The sequence below is a fragment of the Nocardioides mesophilus genome (genome assembly GCF_014395785.1).
Taxonomy (GTDB): Bacteria; Actinomycetota; Actinomycetes; order Propionibacteriales; family Nocardioidaceae; genus Nocardioides_B; species Nocardioides_B mesophilus.
The window spans coordinates 1643841-1659419 of record NZ_CP060713.1; the positions used below are offsets into that span (position 1 = coordinate 1643841).

Genomic DNA, 15579 nt, shown 5'->3' on the forward strand with positions numbered 1-15579 from the left:
GCCCCATGGAGACCGGACCGACCCCGCACCCAGGCGGCCTCGCGGCCGCCGTACCGCCGCCGCTGCTGCAGATCCGCGGCCTGCGCACCGACATCCGGCTGAAGCGCTCCACCGTCCACGCCGTCGACGGCGTCGACCTCACGGTGCGCCAGGGCGAGACCCTCGGCGTCGTCGGCGAGTCCGGGTGCGGCAAGACGATGCTCGCGCTGTCGATCATGCAGCTGCTGCCGCCCGGCGGGGACGTCGTCGACGGGGAGGTGGTGCTCGACGGGGTGGACCTGGTCGGCCTCGACGAGACCGAGATGAAGCACGTGCGCGGCGACGACGTCGCGATGATCTTCCAGGACCCGCTGACCTCGCTGAACCCGACCGTCCCTGTGGGCAAGCAGATCGCGGAGTCCGTGGTGCTGCACCGGCGGATCGGCGCGGCGGCCGCCCGGGCCCGCGCCGTGGAGGTGCTCGACCTCGTCGGGATCGCGCGTGCGCGGGACCGGGTCGACGACTACCCGCACCAGTTCTCCGGCGGGATGCGCCAGCGGGTGATGATCGCGATCGCGCTCGCCTGCGACCCCAAGCTGCTGATCGCCGACGAGCCGACGACCGCCCTCGACGTCACCATCCAGGCACAGATCCTCGAGCTGATCGACCGGCTGAAGGCCGAGCTCGGCATGGCGGTGATCCTGGTGACCCACGACCTCGGCGTCATCGCCGGGCGGGCGGACCGGGTGGCGGTGATGTACGCCGGCCGCGTGGTCGAGTCGGCCCCGTCCGATCTGCTCTTCCGCGAGCCGCGGCACCGCTACACCGAGGCGCTCTTCAGCGCGCTGCCGGAGCGTGCGGCGGAGAGCCGGCAGCCGCTCTATGCCATCCCCGGGCTGCCGCCGGACCTCACCCAGCCGCCGCCCGCCTGCCGGTTCGCGCCGCGGTGCCGCTTCGCCGAGGACGACTGCCGCAGCGAGGACCCCGCCCTGATCCTCCAGCCGGACGGCCGCGAGGTCGCGTGCTTCCACCAAGCGTCCGCCGGTCACCGGCTCGAGGTGCACGAGCGGCTGCCCGAGCCGGAGGTGGCACCCCGGGAGCGCTCGGTCCTGCTCTCGGTGGAGCACCTGGTCAAGGACTTTCCGCTCGGACACTCGCTGTTCGGCCGCAAGCAGGGCACCGTCTCGGCGGTCGCGGACGTGAGCTTCGAGGTTCGCACGGGCGAGACGCTCGGCCTGGTGGGTGAGTCCGGGTGCGGCAAGACCACCACCGGACGCCTGGTCGTGGGGCTCGACGACCCCACCTCTGGCACGGTCCGGGTGGACGGGAAGGACCTGACCGCGCTCCCCCGGCGCGAGCGGCGGGTGATGCGCCGCGAGGTGCAGTTCATGTTCCAGGACCCGTACTCGTCCCTGGACCCGCGGATGCGGGTGGGGCCGATCCTGCGGGAGCCGCTGCAGATCCACCGACTCGGCGACCGCGCCGAGCAACGCCGCCAGGTCTCCGAGCTCCTCGACCTGGTCGGACTGCCCGAGTCGGCCGTCGACCGCTACCCGCACGAGTTCTCCGGCGGCCAACGGCAGCGGATCGGGCTGGCCCGCGCGCTGGCCCTGCACCCGCGGCTGGTGGTGGCCGACGAGCCGGTCTCCGCGCTCGACGTCTCGATCCAGGCACAGGTGCTGAACACGATGCGCGAGCTGCAGAACCGGCTGGACCTGACCTACGTGGTGATCTCCCACGACCTGTCGGTGATCCGCTACCTCGCGGACCGGATCGGCGTGATGTACCTGGGCAAGCTGGTCGAGGAGGGGCCGGCGGCCGAGGTGTACCACCATCCGCTGCACCCCTACACCCACGGTCTCATCGAGACGATCCCGGTCGCCGACCCCGAACGGGAACGGGTCAAGGAGAAGGCCCCGCTCGGCGGCGAGCTGCCCAGCGCCGCCGCTCCGCCGTCCGGCTGCCGGTTCCGGACCCGGTGCCCGCTCGCCCAGGAGATCTGCGCCCAGGAGGAGCCACCGCTGGCCCCGCTGCGACCCGGCGGCCACCGGGTCGCGTGCCACTTCCCGCTGGAGCCCGCAGCGCCGACGGCCGTCTGACATCAGGCTGCGTCAGATCCCGGTATAGATGACGTCACTTGGTGTTGACATGACGTCATCGTGGTGTCATTGTGGTGCACATGGACATCACCCCCTTCGTCGAGAGCCTCCGCCAGGACCTCACCGCGGCCGCCGAGGCGGGCGGCCCCGAGATCAGGGCCGCCGCCGAGCGGCTGACGCTGGCGCTCGACCCCGCCGTGCGGCTGGCCCTGATGGACGCGCTGTCCCAGGCCGCCGCCGAGATCACCAGCGAGCTGCCGGCCGGGTCCGTGGAGCTCCGGCTGCGGGGCCGCGAGCCGCAGCTCGTCGTCGACGTACCCACCATGCCGCTGCAGGCCCTGCACGGCGAGGGTCCGACCCCTCCCGCCCCACCGGCGCCGCCGGCGCCCGAGGACCTCGAGGAGGACGCCGAGGACGGCGCCCTGGCCCGGATCACGCTGCGGATCCCGGAGTCGTTGAAGTACAAGGCCGAGGAGCTCGCCGCCAAGGGCGGGCACTCGCTCAACAGCTGGATCGTCAACGCGGTGCGCGCCGCCACCCGGGAGCGGGCGGCGGTCGAGGTCGACCTGGACCTCTCCAGCCTGCCGTTCTTCGACGGCCCCGGCTTCCCCACCGGCCGCGGCCGCAGCGCGAAGCGGATGACCGGCTGGGTCTGACCCAGCACCCGAACCCCACCTCACCCCCAGATCCGACCGGCACCGCCGGCCGGGCGGACGAGCACACCCTGCTCGAGATCGGAGCACCGTCATGGAGCACACCTTCACCACCCCGGGCCCATCACCCTGGCCGTCGAGCTCGGCTCGGGCGCCCTCACCGTGCACACCGACGACGTCGCCCAGACCGTGGTGGACGTCAACGGGCAGGGCGCCGAGGAGGTCGAGGTCCGCCAGGACGGCGACCTGATCAGCATCACCGCACCGCCGCGCCGCAGCGGCTTCTTCGGCCGCGGCGAGGAGCTCGACGTGCACGTCTCGATGCCGCACGACAGCCGGCTGCAGACCAAGGTCGGCTCGGCGGACGTCACCGTCCTCGGCAGGGTCGGCGAGAGCGCCGTACGCGCCGGCTCCGGAGACGTCGAGATCGAGCAGATCGCCGGCGAGGCCCTCGTCGAGACCGGCTCGGGCGACGTCACGCTCGGCCGGGTGAGCGGCGACCTGCGGCTCAAGAGCGGCTCCGGCGAGGTCCGGGTCGACGAGATCGGCGGCTCCGGGTCGCTCTCCACCGGCTCCGGGGACATCCGGGTCGGCGCGGCGCACGGCGCGGTGCAGCTCAAGTCCGGCTCCGCGGACCTCCAGGTCGGCGAGGCGCACCAGGACATCGCACTCAGCACCGCCTCCGGAGACGTCCAGGTCGATCGGATCCACCGCGGCGAGCTGCGCGCCAACGCCGTCTCCGGCGACATCCTGATCGGCGTCCCCGGCGGCGTCCCGGTCTGGACCGACGTCAGCTCGCTCACCGGCCGGGTGCACTCCACGCTGCAGGGCGCGGGTCGGCCCGAGGAAGGCCAGGACTACATCGAGCTGCGGGCCAAGACGGTCAGCGGCAACGTCTCGCTCGAGCAGGTCTGACCCCGCAGCTCCCGCAGCCCCCAGCAGCCCCCAGCAGCCCCCAGCAGCCCCCAGCATCTCCCCACCAACGACTTCCCGAGAGGAACCACCACCATGTCCGAGTTCTCCGGCTACTACGACCGCCTCGCCGAGCAGCAGATCCGCGAGCGGGTCGCCTCCCGCCGCACCGTCTCCCAGATGCGCCGCCCGCGCGGGCGGCACGCCCTCGCCGACCGGCTGCACCACCTCGCCGACCGGATCGACGGCTGACCACCCACCTCCCGTCCCCGCCATGGCGGAACCCCGGCCCGGGCCCGCTGCCGCACCACCACCGGCAGCGGGCCCGACGCACGTCCGGGCGGCCGCCGACGGACAATGGAGCCATGTCTGGCACCTTCCATCGATTCGTCGCGCTCGGAGACTCCTTCACCGAAGGGGTCGGCGACCACGACGCGGACCGGCCGAACGGGGTCCGCGGCTGGGCCGACCGCGTCGCCGAGGTGCTGAGCACCCAGGTCGACGACTTCCGCTACGCCAACCTCGCCATCCGCGGCCGCAAGATGGACGCGATCCTCGCCGAGCAGATCGGGCCGGCGGTGGCGCTCGCCCCCGACCTCGTCACCGTCTACGCCGGCGGCAACGACATCCTGCGGCCCAAGGTCGACATCGACGCAATGGTCGCCCGCTACGACGAGGGGATCGGACGGCTGGCGGCGACCGACGCCCGCGTGCTGGTCTTCACCGGCTTCGACCTCGGCTTCGCGCCGGTGTTCCGGCACCTGCGCGGCCGGGTCGCGACCTACAACGAGCTGGTCCGCGAGGTCGCCGACGACCACGGCGCCACGGTCGTGGACTACTGGCGGCTGCGGGAGTACCGCGACCCGCGGCTGTGGGACGTCGACCGGCTGCACATGTCCGCGGCCGGACACCAGCGGATGGCGGTCGCGGTGCTCGACACCCTCGGCGTGCCGCACCGGTTGCAGCGGCCCGTCCTGGCGGCGCTGCCGGAGATGGACCGTCGCCAGCGCCGCAACGCCGACCTGGCCTGGGCCAGGGCGCACGCGGCCCCGTGGGTGCGGCGCCGGCTGACCGGTACGTCGTCGGGCGACGGCCTGACCGCGCGCCGGCCGACCCTCGAGCCGGTCGGGCGGCCGTCGGACCTCGTCGACCACCTCGCGGACCGGGCGCCGGCCGACCGGTGAGCACGCCACCGTACGTCGCGGTCGTCGGGCCCGGGCAGACCGACGACGCGGAGCTGCTCGACCGGGCCCGGCTGGCCGGCCGGCTGCTGGCCGAGCACGGCTGCGTGGTGCTGACGGGAGGGCTCGGCGGGGTGATGGCCGCGGCGGCCGCCGGCGTGGCGGAGGTCGGCGGCACGGCGGTCGCGCTGCTGCCGGGGTCGGACCGCTCGGCGGCCTCGCCGGGCCACACGGTGGCGGTCGCGACCGGGCTCGGCGAGCTGCGCAACGCGCTGCTGGTGCGCAGCGTCGACGCGGTGCTCGCGCTGCTCCCGGCCACCGGCACGAGCTGGGGCACGCTCTCCGAGGTCGCGCTGGCGGCCCGCACCGGCGTCCCCGTCGTCGCGGTCGGTCCCTGGGGCCTGCCCGGCCCCGAGGTCAGCGCCTACGACGACGTACCGCAGGCGCTCGAGCGGCTCCGCGCGCTGCTGCCCCGCTGACCCCGGCCGGTCGCGGCGGGTCGCGGCGCCGTACCGCTTCCCACGGGAGTTTGACGCTTCCCATGGGCCGTAACCCGTGGGAAGCATCAAACTTCCGACATACCGTGGTAATCGGCGGGCGGCCGGGGTCAGATTTCGGTGCGGTGGAAGTTCAGGTGCGAGCGGGACGGCGTCGGGCCGCGCTGGCCCTGGTAGCGCGAGCCGTACTTCTCCGAGCCGTACGGGTGCTCCGAGGGGGAGGACAGCCGGAAGAAGCACAGCTGGCCGATCTTCATCCCCGGCCACAGCTTGATCGGCAGCGTCGCGACGTTGGAGAGCTCGAGGGTCACGTGCCCGGAGAAGCCGGGGTCGATGAAGCCGGCCGTGGAGTGCGTGAGCAGGCCGAGCCGGCCGAGCGAGGACTTCCCCTCCAGTCGCGCGGCCACGTCGTCGGGCAGCGAGACCACCTCGTACGTCGAACCGAGGACGAACTCGCCCGGGTGCAGGATGAACGGATCCTCACCCTCGGGCTCGACCATCCGGGTCAGGTCCGGCTGGTCGGCGGCAGGGTCGATATGGGGGTACTTGTGGTTCTCGAAGACCCGGAAGAACCGGTCGAGGCGGACGTCGACGCTCGAGGGCTGGATCATCACCGGCTCGTAGGGGTCGAGGCCGACACGGCCCGCCTCGAGCTCGGCCTGGATGTCGCGGTCGGAGAGCAGCACAGGGAGAACCTAACGGACGACCAGCCGTCGTGGGTCGGGTACTATCTGCAACCGGCGGACCCGCGAGGGCCGTCGTGCGGATGTAGCTCAGTTGGTAGAGCGCGACCTTCCCAAGGTCGATGTCGCGAGTTCGAGTCTCGTCATCCGCTCCACTCCCCCGGCCCGGTCTCCCCTCCCGGCCCCGCGGACCCGCCGGCGAAGGCCCGGCTGATCGGCTGCGGGGCTACCAGCCAGTCGTTACCGTGGCCACCGTGGCCACCGAGACCCGCCTGCGGGACGGCACTCCCGCGCTCACCTGGGCGCTGCTGCCCGGCGACCGCGACCGGATCGCGGCCGGCTACGAGAACCTGGACCCGGAGTCCCGGTTCCACCGGTTCCTGGCCGCGGTGCCGCACCTGACCGAGGCGATGCTGCAGAACCTCGTCGACGACGTCGACGGCGTCGACCACGTCGCGCTGGTGCGGTTCGTCTTCGACGAGCCCGACGTGGGCCTGCCGGCCGGGGTCGCCCGGATGATCCGCTACGACGACGACCCGACCACCGCGGACGTCGCGGTCACGGTCGCCGAGGAGTTCCGGGGCCGCGGCGTGGCCACCGCGCTGCTCGAGGAGCTGCTGCTCGAGCGCCCCCGCGGGGTGACCCGGCTGCTGACCCGGGTGGCCGCGGACAACCCGGCGTCGCTGGCGATGCTGCGACGGCTGGGCCCCACGACGGTCACGCCGGTCGACGAGGGCGCGGTGCTCTCGGTCACCGTCGAGCTGCCTCCGGCCACCGAGGTGGAGCCTGCCGGCGCAGTGCCGGCCGCGGGGGCCGTGGAGCACGCCGACTGAGGCCACGGGAGCGCCGATAGGCTGCGGGGATGACCGGCTTCCAGGGCTTCCCCGCCGCCGCGCTCGACTTCTACGACGACCTGGAGATGGACAACACCCGGTCGTTCTGGGCCGCGCACAAGCAGCAGTACGACGAGGCCGTGCGGGCCCCCATGGACGCGCTGGTGGCTGAGCTTGCCGAGGAGTTCGGGCCCGCCAAGGTGTTCCGGCCGTTCCGCGACGTCCGGTTCGCGAAGGACAAGACGCCGTACAAGACCCACCAGGGCGCCTACGTCGCCGCCAGCCCGGCCTGCGGCTGGTACGTCCAGGTGAGCGCGCCCGGCGTCCGGGTCGGGGCCGGCTTCTACGACGCCGGCCGGGAGCGGCTGGCCGCGATCCGCAGCGCCATCGACGACGAGCGGACCGGCTCCGAGCTGGAGAAGCTCCTGGCCGCGCTCACCGCCGCCGGCTGGGAGGTCGGCGGCGACCGGCTCAAGACCAGCCCGCGCGGCTACGACGTGGACCACCCGCGCATCGAGCTGCTGCGGCACCGCTCGCTCAGCGTCGGCAGGTCCTACGGCTTCGAGCCGGTGATCCACACCCCGGCGCTCGCGGACAAGGTGCGCGCGGACTGGCGCGCGGCCCGCCCGCTGGTCGAGTGGGTGACCCGGCACGCCATGATCTGAGAGGCCCCGGGGGACCTTCGCCTCACCCGCCCTGCGCCGCCCCGGCGTAGCGTCGGCCTCGCCACCAGGAGGAACGGCATGCCTGATCCGACCGACCGGCCGTGGGCAGCGAGCTACGCCCCCGGCGTACCGCTCGACATAGAGGTGCCCGCGGGGTCGCTGGTGGACCTCCTCGACGAGGCCGTGCAGCGGTTCGGCCCGCGTCCCGCGTTGGACTTCTTCGGCGCCACGACGACGTACGAGGAGCTCGGCGAGCAGGTGGCCCGGGCCGCCGGGGCGCTGCGGCAGCTCGGCGTCCAACGGGGTGACCGGGTCGCGCTGATCCTGCCCAACTGCCCCCAGCACGTGGTGGCGTTCTACGCCGCGCTGCGGCTCGGGGCGATCGTGGTGGAGCACAACCCGCTCTACACCGCCGACGAGCTCCGCTACCAGCTGGCCGACCACCGCCCCGACGTGATCGTCGCCTGGGACAAGGTGGCGCCGCTCGCCCGGCAGGTGGCGGGTCGGACCGAGGCGACGGTGCTCGCCGTCGGGCTGCCGAGCGCGCTGCCCCGCGCGCAGCGCTGGGCGTTGCGGCTGCCGCTGCCCCGCGTCCGCAAGGTCCGGGCCGCCATGACCGCGCCGGCCCCCGGCATCGAGTCGTGGGACCGGCTGGTCGCGCAAAGCGCACCGCTGCCGGCGGACCACCCCAAGCCCGTCGCGGAGGACGTCGCGGTGCTGCAGTACACCGGCGGCACCACCGGCCGGCCCAAGGCGGCGATCCTCACGCACCGCAACCTGCGGGCCAACGCCGCGCAGGGCCGGGCCTGGCTGCCCGGCTTCCGCGACGGCGAGGAGGTCATCTATGCCGTGCTGCCCCTGTTCCACGCCTACGGACTGACCCTGTGCCTGACGTTCGCGCTCAGCACCGGCGCCACCCTGGTGCTGTTCCCGCGCTTCGACGTGGACATGGTGCTGGACGCCGTACGCCGGCGCGCGCCCACGTTCCTGCCGGCGGTGCCGCCCATCTACGAGCGGCTCGCCACCGCGGCCCGGAAGCGCGGCGTCGACCTCACCTCGGTCCGCTTCGCGATCTCCGGGGCGATGTCGCTGCCGGCGAGCACCGCGCAGCTGTGGGAGTCGGTCAGCGGCGGCCTGCTCGTCGAGGGCTACGGGATGACCGAGTCCTCACCGGTCGCACTCGGCAACCCGGTCTCGGAGAACCGCCGGATCGGCACCGTCGGGGTGCCGTTCCCCTCCACCGAGGTGTTGGTCGTGGACCGCGACGACCACAGCCGGGCGGTGGCGCCCGGCGAGCGCGGCGAGCTGCTGATCCGCGGCCCGCAGGTGTTCGCCGGCTACTGGGAGCGGCCCGCGGAGACCGCGGACGTGGTGCTGCCGGGTGGCTGGATCCGCACCGGCGACGTGGTGGTGATGGACGAGGACGGCTTCTTCACCGTGGTCGACCGGATCAAGGAGCTGATCATCACCGGCGGGTTCAACGTCTACCCGACCGAGGTCGAGGAGGCGCTGCGGCGGGTGCCGGGGATCGCCGACGCCGCGGTGGTCGGGCTGCCCTCCGACCAGGGCGGCGAGGACGTCGAGGCCGCAGTGGTGCTCGAGCCGGGCGCCGACTTCGACGAGGCCGCGGTGCGGGCCGCGTGCAAGGAGCGGCTGGCGGCCTACAAGGTGCCGCGGCGGATCGTCGTCGTCGAGGAGCTGCCGCGCTCGGTCATCGGCAAGGTGCTGCGCCGGCAGGTGCGCGACCAGCTGCAACAGCAGCAGGCCACCGGCACCGCCTGACCCGCCTGACCCGCCGAGTCGGCGCATCTGCAGCGCTGGACCCTGCCGAGTCGGCGCATCTGCAGCGCCGAACCCTGCCGAGTCGGCGCATCTGCAGCGCCGCGGCCACGCGCACCGGTGCCGCAGCCGACACGGTGCCGGCCGCGTACGGGTCAGTGCGGCTGCCAGGCGTCCTCGGACTTGGTGCGGCTGGTGACCGCCTTCGGCAGCTTGCGGTCCGCCAGCGAGCGGATGGTCACCTGCTCGAAGACGTCGCGCAGGCTGCTGCGCGCCGCGATCCACACGTGCTGGAGGACCTCGGCGGACTCGTTGTAGGTGACCGCCTCCGGCCGCAGCCCGTAGACACTGACCAGCGGCCCGTCGACGGCGCGGATCACGTCGGCCACGGTGACCGCCTCCGCGTCGCGGGCCAGCCGCCACCCGCCGGACTGGCCGCGCTGGCTGACCACGATCCCGGAGCGGCGCAGGTCCGCGAGGATCGCCTGCAGGAACCCGTGCGGGATGTCCTGCTGCTTGCCGATCTCCTCGGCGCTGACGGCGCCCCCGTCGTCGCGACCGGCCAGCTCGATGAGCGCGCGCAGCGCGTAGTCGGACTTGGCGGAGACACGCATGCGGGCAGTCTCTCAGACGCCGGACCGGCCGCGGGCGCACCGTCGGGTGACCCGCGCGCCCGCGACGCTCAGACCAGCGCCGGCTCGACCTCGGCGTGCTCCGCGGCGAGCCGCCGGGCCAGCCGCTCCTGCTGGACGGCCCAGGTCACGAGCGCCACCCAGACCACGAACAACGTCGCCGCGGCGATGGCGACCGTCGTGCCAGTGGCGCCGAGCGCCTCCAGGATCGTCTTCAGGTTGGTCAGCACGATCAGCCCACCGGCGGCCACGCCGAGGACCCGGGCCGCCAGGTGCCGGACCAGCCAGGCCGCCAGCGGGGCCGCGATGACGCCGCCGACGAGCAGGGCGACCGCCATCGACCAGGGGATGTCCTGGCTGCCCAGCGCGAGCAGGAACCCCAACGAGCCGCCGATCGCGACCACGAACTCGGAGGTGTCGATCGAGCCGACCACCTTGCGCGGCTCCAGCCGGCCTGAGGAGAGCAGCGAGGTGGTGCCGACCGGGCCCCAGCCGCCGCCGCCGATCGCGTCCATCAGGCCGGCGACCACGCCGAGCGGGGCCAGGAAGCCGGCCGAGAGCTTGCCCTTGAACTGCGGCCGGCGGCCGCCGAGCACCAGGAACCGGTAGATCACGTAGACGCCCAGGCTGAGCAGCAGCGCGGCCACCCAGGGCTTCGCGGTGTCGCCGTCGAGGCTGGAGAGGAAGGTGGCGCCGGCGAACGCCCCGATGCCACCCGGCACCGCGATGATGCTGACGGTCCGCCAGTCGACGTTGCCGAGCTTGTGGTGGCTGATCCCGGAGACCAGCGTGGTGCCGATCTCGGAGAAGTGCACCGCCGCCGACGCAGCGGCCGGCGCGATGCCGGTGGCGATCAGGAGCGTCGAGGACGTGACGCCGTACGCCATCCCGAGCGACCCGTCGACGAGCTGGGCTGCCAGCCCGACCAGACCGAGCACGATGAGGCTGCGCATCGCGTCCCCCTCTTTCCTGTCGCCTCGACGGGCGACTTGTCTACTGTATGTCTATCGGTTCAGTAGAATAAGAGGAAGGCAGACAGTAAGTCAACAATCTTCATCGACTTACGGCGAGTCGGGCGCCCCAGCACGGGACGCCCGACTCACGACGGGGTACGGCGACCGGGTCGGCCGCCCGGTCGTCAGCGGCGGAAGATCCGGCTGAACAGGCCGCCGGAGCCGGCCTCCTCGCCGGAGTGGCCGGCGCACCGGTCCGCCGAGGGAACGCCGGCCATCACCTGGCTGACGTGCTGGCCGCAACCGGCCCAGGTGGTCTTGCCGCATTTGCGACAGCTGACTGCTCTGCACATGTGGTTCTCCTTCTCGTGGGTGCTGCGGGGGACTTCGGTCTCAGATGGCCATCAGGGCCGGCACCGACTGCCAGGCGCTGTAGCCGGCGACCAGCACCAGCAGGGTGGTGAACGCCGCCTGCAGGTGCGCGGTGGACACCCGAGTCGCCAGCCTCGCACCGGCATGGCCGAACAGCACCGCCGCGCCGGTCAGCAGCAGCACCAGGGTCCAGTCGGGGGCGACGCCGGCGCCGACCCGCACCGTGAACGCCACCGCCGAGGTGACTGCGATGACCACCAGCGAGGTGCCGGCGGCCTGGCGCATCGGCAGCCCCAGCGCCAGCACCAGGGCCGGCACGACCAGGAAGCCGCCGCCCACCCCGAGGAACCCGGTCAGCAGGCCCACGACGGTTGCGGTGACCAGCACCTTCAGCGCCCGCGGGCACTGGCAGGCGAAGGTCGGGCTGAAGGTGAGGATCGGGTCGTCGACAGCGACCCGCAGCGGGCGGGCGGTCGAGGCGCCCGCCCGGCGGCCGCGCACCTCGCGGACCACCATGAGCGAGGCCACCACGACCAGCAACGCCGCGAAGCTGGCGAGCAGCACGGCGTCCGGCACCGACGCCGAGGCGCGCGCGCCGACCACCGCCCCGCCGGTCGCGACCGCACCGAAGGCCAGCCCGCGTCCCAGCAGCGCGTTGCCGGCGCGCCGCGCGGTCACCGCGCCGATCAGCGCGGTGGCGCCGACCACCACGAGGGACCCGGTGGTCGCCTGCGCCGCGGTCTGGCCGAGCCCGTAGACGAGCACCGGCACCGCGAGGATCGAGCCGCCGCCGCCCAGGGCGCCGAGGCTCAACCCGATCAGGGCGCCGGCGACGATCGCCAGGAGGACGGTCATCGGAGCCGCCCGGCCCCTGCCGGTACGGCGGCCCCGGCCACCTGGGTCCCGCCGGCCATCCCGGTCCCGCGGGTCACGCCTCGGGGCCGATCAGGTGCAGGTTGACCAGCCGGGCGTTGTCGAAGCTGTCGTCGACGGCGACCAGCCGGTGCCCGGCGGCGTCGAGGACCGAGGCGGCCACCGAGGCGCGGTAGCCGCCGGCGCAGTGGATCCAGAGCTCTCCGGCCGGGACCTCGTCGAGGCGACGGGTGAGCTCGTGGATCGGGATGTTCACCGCGCCGTCGATGCGCGCGGCGGCGTACTCGTCGGCACGCCGCACGTCGAGGATCGTCACCGGCCGGTGGTGCCGGACCTGCGCCAGGTCGGCGAACGTCGCGGTCGGGAAGCCGGTCAGCGGCGCGTCGGTCCACTGCTCCGGTCCCCCTGTGGCGGCCGCGGCCGGCCGGTCGATGCCGATCCGGACCAGCTCGCGCTGCGCGGTGGCGACGTCCTCGGCGGTCTCCCCGAGCAGCGTCAGCGGCGTGCCCCAGTCGATCAGCCAGCCGACGTACGTCGCGAACGCGCCGTCGAGCCCGAAGTTCAGGGTGCCCGGCACGTGCCCGGCCGCGAACACGGTGCGGTTGCGGAGGTCGACGACCCACTCGCCCGCCTCGATGCGGCGCCGCAGCTCGGCCGGGTCGGCCTGGCCGGGAGGCGACAGGTCCGGCGCAGAGGGGCCGGCGGCGTTTGCGGGCCCCATGTGCGCGTAGTAGGCGGGGAAGGCGCCGAGCCCGTCGAGCAGCTCGCGGACGTAGGTCTCCTCGTCCTGGGTGAGCACCGGGTTGCTGCGGCGCTCCTGGCCGATGGTCGACTCGGTCGCCTCGGACTGGGTCGCGGAGCAGAACGAGCCGAACCCGTGGGTGGGGAAGACCCCGGCGTCGTCGGGCAGCTCGGCGGCGAGCCGGTGCGCGGAGGCGTGCTGCAGCCGGACCAGCTGGTGGGTGTGCTCGGGGCCCAGCAGGTCCGGGCGGCCGGTGGCGCCGTACAGCAGGGAGCCCCCGGAGAAGACCGCGAGCTGCTCGCCGGGCTCGCCGTCGCGCAGCACGAACGACAGGTGCGTGAAGGTGTGACCGGGGGTGGCGAGGGCCTGGACCCGCATCCGAGCGCCGACCGCGACCACGTCGCCGTCGCGGACCGGGGTCCGCTCGAAGGCCACCGCGTCGTCGGCGTTGACGAGGTACGCCGCGCCGGTGCGCTCCGCGAGGGCGAGCCCGCCGGTGACGTAGTCGTTGTGCAGGTGGGTCTCGAAGACGTGGGTCAGCCGCAGCGAGTGCCGCTCGAGGAGCTCGAAAACCCGGTCGATGTCGCGCTGGGGGTCGACGACGAACGCGACCTGACCGTCGTGCACCAGATAGCTGCGGTCGCCCAGCGTCGGGGTCTCCACGGTCAGGATCTGCGGCCGGTGCGCCCCCTGGCCGACCGGGTGGGGGGTCCGTCCGGCCACCAGTGGACGCCCGGAGAGCTCCCAGGCGCGGGTGCCGCCGGCGACGTTGTAGGCGGAGAAGCCCTGCGCCCGCAGCAGGTCGGTCATCGCGGCGCTGCGGTTGCCGGTGGCGCAGATGAGGTGCACCTCGGCGTCCCGGTCCAGCTCCGCGGTGCGCGAGGCCAGCTGCCCCATCGGGATCAGCAGCGCGCCGGGGACGTGGCCGACGACGTACTCGCCGGGCTCGCGCACGTCGACCACGGTGGCTCCGCGGCTGAGCGCGGACTCCAGCGTGGCGACGTCGACCGTCGGGATGGTGGGGGTGGCCTGCGACATTCGGCGTCCTCTTCTGCTGCGTGCTCGATCGGACATGGATACCCAGGGGGGTATGTCGTATGCCAACCGTAACACCCAGCGGGGTATTCCCCGCCGGGTGTCAGGCGCGGGCAGGCGAGGCCTGATCGGACGTGCGGCTCAGCCGTGCCCGGCACCCAGGTGGCCGCTGAGCCGGCCGTGCATCGCGGCGCTCGCGTCGTTGAGCCCGACGATCGAGACGGTCTTGCCCTTGGCCTCGAACTTGCGGGTGATCGAGTCCAGCGCGGCGACCGTGGAGGCGTCCCAGATGTGTGCCCCGGAGAGGTCGATCACCACGTTGCGGGGGGCGCCCACGTAGTCGAACTGCGAGTAGAGGTCGTTGCTGGTGGCGAAGAAGAGCTCACCGGTGACCGCGTAGACGTGGGTGTCCTCGTCGACCACGGCGACGTCCTTGACGTCGGTGAGGTGCGCGACCCGGCGGGCGAACAGCACCATCGCGGTGAGCACCCCGACGGCCACGCCGATCGCCAGGTTGTGGGTGGCGACCACCACCACGACGGTGGTCAGCATCACCAGGGTCTCGGCGCGCGGCATCCGCCGCAGCGTGGCGGGGTGCACGCTGTGCCAGTCGAACGTGCCTACCGCGACCATCACCATCACCGCGACCAGCGCGGCCATGGGGATCAGCGCGACGACGTCCCCGAAGCCGACCACCAGGACCAGCAGGAACACGCCGGCCAGAAACGTGGAGATCCGGGTCCGGGCGCCCGAGGCCTTCACGTTGATCATGGTCTGGCCGATCATGGCGCAGCCGCCCATCCCGCCGAAGAGGCCGGTGATCACGTTGGAGACGCCCTGGCCCCACGCCTCGCGGGTCTTGGCCGAGCGGGTGTCGGTGAGGTCGTCGACGAGCTTGGCGGTGAGCAGTGACTCCAGCAGCCCGACCAGCGCCATCCCGAGGGAGTACGGCGCGATGATCCGCAGCGTCTCGACCGAGAGGGGGACGTCGGGGAGGAACAGCGTCGGCAGGCTTCGGGGCAGCTCGCCCTCGTCGCCGACGTCCGGGAGGGACAGGCCCAGCCACAGTGTGGCCACGGTGAGCAGCACGATCGCGACCAGCGGGGCCGGGACGAGCGTGGTCACCTTGGGCAGCGCGACCATCAGCGCGATCCCGACCGCCACCATCAGGTAGACCGCCTTCGGCACGTCCACCAGGTGCGGCAGCTGGGCAAGGAAGATCAGGATCGCCAGCGCGTTGACGAATCCGATCATCACCGAGCGCGGGATGAACCGCATCAGCCGGGCCACGCCGAGCAGCCCGAGGACGACCTGGAAGAGCCCGGCCAGGATCACCGTCGCGACGAAGTAGTCGAAGCCGTGCTCCCGGGCCACCGGCGCGATCACCAGGGCGACGGCCCCGGTGGCGGCCGAGATCATCGCCGGCCGGCCACCGAGGAACGAGATCGAGACGGCCATCGTGAACGAGGCGAACAGGCCCACCCGGGGGTCCACGCCGGCGATGATGCTGAACGAGATCGCCTCGGGAATCAGGGCCAGCGCGACGACCAGGCCGCCGAGCACCTCGGTGCGGAGCCGTGCCGGGGACCGCAGGGCGGCGCGGACACTCAGGTCCTCGGCCGGCGCACGGGCGACCGTGACGGGGGATTCGGGCGTGGGCGAGGGGGCGGAGATCTCCTGGGGCACGTGAC

16 protein-coding genes and 1 tRNA gene are annotated in these 15579 nt (G+C 73.3%); 10 read left to right on the forward strand and 7 right to left on the reverse strand.

Features of this window, described 5'->3' with window-relative positions; translation table 11 throughout:
• Positions 1 to 5 precede the first annotated feature (5 nt).
• The 6 genes from H9L09_RS07785 to H9L09_RS07810 all read left to right on the forward strand — a co-directional run bounded on the left by H9L09_RS07785 (position 6) and on the right by H9L09_RS07810 (position 5303).
• A complete protein-coding gene (locus H9L09_RS07785; protein ID WP_187580072.1) occupies positions 6 to 2078 on the forward strand; it encodes a dipeptide ABC transporter ATP-binding protein in 2073 nt (690 codons plus the stop codon).
• An 80-nt stretch (positions 2079 to 2158) separates the two neighbouring features.
• A complete protein-coding gene (locus tag H9L09_RS07790) occupies positions 2159 to 2734 on the forward strand; it encodes a toxin-antitoxin system HicB family antitoxin (RefSeq protein ID WP_187580073.1) in 576 nt (191 codons plus the stop codon).
• A 159-nt stretch (positions 2735 to 2893) separates the two neighbouring features.
• A complete protein-coding gene (locus tag H9L09_RS07795) occupies positions 2894 to 3646 on the forward strand; it encodes a DUF4097 family beta strand repeat-containing protein (RefSeq protein WP_187580074.1) in 753 nt (250 codons plus the stop codon).
• A 93-nt stretch (positions 3647 to 3739) separates the two neighbouring features.
• Positions 3740 to 3895, forward strand: a complete 156-nt coding sequence (locus H9L09_RS07800; RefSeq protein WP_187580075.1) for a hypothetical protein — start codon at positions 3740 to 3742, stop codon at positions 3893 to 3895.
• Between the two features lie 113 nt (positions 3896 to 4008).
• The gene (locus H9L09_RS07805) at positions 4009 to 4827 is read left to right on the forward strand and encodes an SGNH/GDSL hydrolase family protein (protein ID WP_187580076.1); all 819 of its coding nucleotides are present in this window, start codon (positions 4009 to 4011) and stop codon (positions 4825 to 4827) included.
• Positions 4824 to 5303: an SLOG cluster 4 domain-containing protein gene (locus H9L09_RS07810; RefSeq protein ID WP_187580077.1), complete on the forward strand. Its 480-nt coding sequence runs from the start codon at positions 4824 to 4826 to the stop codon at positions 5301 to 5303. Before H9L09_RS07805 ends, H9L09_RS07810 begins: the two co-directional genes overlap by 4 nt.
• A 128-nt stretch (positions 5304 to 5431) precedes the next feature.
• Here the strand turns inward: H9L09_RS07810 and dcd are convergent, their stop codons facing one another.
• The gene (dcd, locus tag H9L09_RS07815) at positions 5432 to 6007 is read right to left on the reverse strand and encodes a dCTP deaminase (protein ID WP_187580078.1); all 576 of its coding nucleotides are present in this window, start codon (positions 6005 to 6007) and stop codon (positions 5432 to 5434) included.
• A gap of 76 nt (positions 6008 to 6083) precedes the next feature.
• On the opposite strand from dcd, the gene H9L09_RS07820 reads away from it, so the two are divergent.
• The 4 genes from H9L09_RS07820 (at position 6084) to H9L09_RS07835 (ending at position 9284) form a co-directional block, all read left to right on the forward strand.
• Positions 6084 to 6159: transfer RNA gene (locus tag H9L09_RS07820), tRNA-Gly, on the forward strand.
• 99 nt (positions 6160 to 6258) lie between these two features.
• Positions 6259 to 6837: a GNAT family N-acetyltransferase gene (locus tag H9L09_RS07825; RefSeq protein WP_187580079.1), complete on the forward strand. Its 579-nt coding sequence runs from the start codon at positions 6259 to 6261 to the stop codon at positions 6835 to 6837.
• 29 nt (positions 6838 to 6866) lie between these two features.
• The gene (locus H9L09_RS07830) at positions 6867 to 7502 is read left to right on the forward strand and encodes a DUF2461 domain-containing protein (protein WP_187580080.1); all 636 of its coding nucleotides are present in this window, start codon (positions 6867 to 6869) and stop codon (positions 7500 to 7502) included.
• Between the two features lie 78 nt (positions 7503 to 7580).
• On the forward strand, positions 7581 to 9284 hold the full coding sequence (locus H9L09_RS07835; protein WP_187580081.1) for a long-chain-fatty-acid--CoA ligase: 1704 nt from the start codon (positions 7581 to 7583) through the stop codon (positions 9282 to 9284).
• 152 nt (positions 9285 to 9436) lie between these two features.
• Here H9L09_RS07835 and H9L09_RS07840 read toward each other — a convergent pair whose 3' ends face one another.
• The 6 genes from H9L09_RS07840 to H9L09_RS07865 all read right to left on the reverse strand — a co-directional run bounded on the left by H9L09_RS07840 (position 9437) and on the right by H9L09_RS07865 (position 15574).
• Entirely contained in the window at positions 9437 to 9895 is a 459-nt protein-coding gene (locus tag H9L09_RS07840) for an RrF2 family transcriptional regulator (protein ID WP_187580082.1), read from the reverse strand.
• A 68-nt stretch (positions 9896 to 9963) separates the two neighbouring features.
• Positions 9964 to 10866 (reverse strand): sulfite exporter TauE/SafE family protein, encoded by a 903-nt coding sequence (locus H9L09_RS07845; protein WP_187580083.1) that lies wholly within the window; start codon positions 10864 to 10866, stop codon positions 9964 to 9966.
• 185 nt (positions 10867 to 11051) lie between these two features.
• Positions 11052 to 11219, reverse strand: coding sequence for a hypothetical protein (locus tag H9L09_RS07850; RefSeq protein WP_187580084.1), 168 nt, complete (start codon positions 11217 to 11219; stop codon positions 11052 to 11054).
• A gap of 40 nt (positions 11220 to 11259) precedes the next feature.
• Positions 11260 to 12093, reverse strand: a complete 834-nt coding sequence (locus H9L09_RS07855) for a sulfite exporter TauE/SafE family protein (RefSeq protein ID WP_187580085.1) — start codon at positions 12091 to 12093, stop codon at positions 11260 to 11262.
• Between the two features lie 73 nt (positions 12094 to 12166).
• Complete coding sequence (locus tag H9L09_RS07860; protein WP_246456350.1) at positions 12167 to 13891, reverse strand: rhodanese-like domain-containing protein; 1725 nt, start codon at positions 13889 to 13891, stop codon at positions 12167 to 12169.
• A 138-nt stretch (positions 13892 to 14029) separates the two neighbouring features.
• Complete coding sequence (locus tag H9L09_RS07865) at positions 14030 to 15574, reverse strand: SulP family inorganic anion transporter (protein ID WP_187580086.1); 1545 nt, start codon at positions 15572 to 15574, stop codon at positions 14030 to 14032.
• Positions 15575 to 15579: the final 5 nt, after the last annotated feature.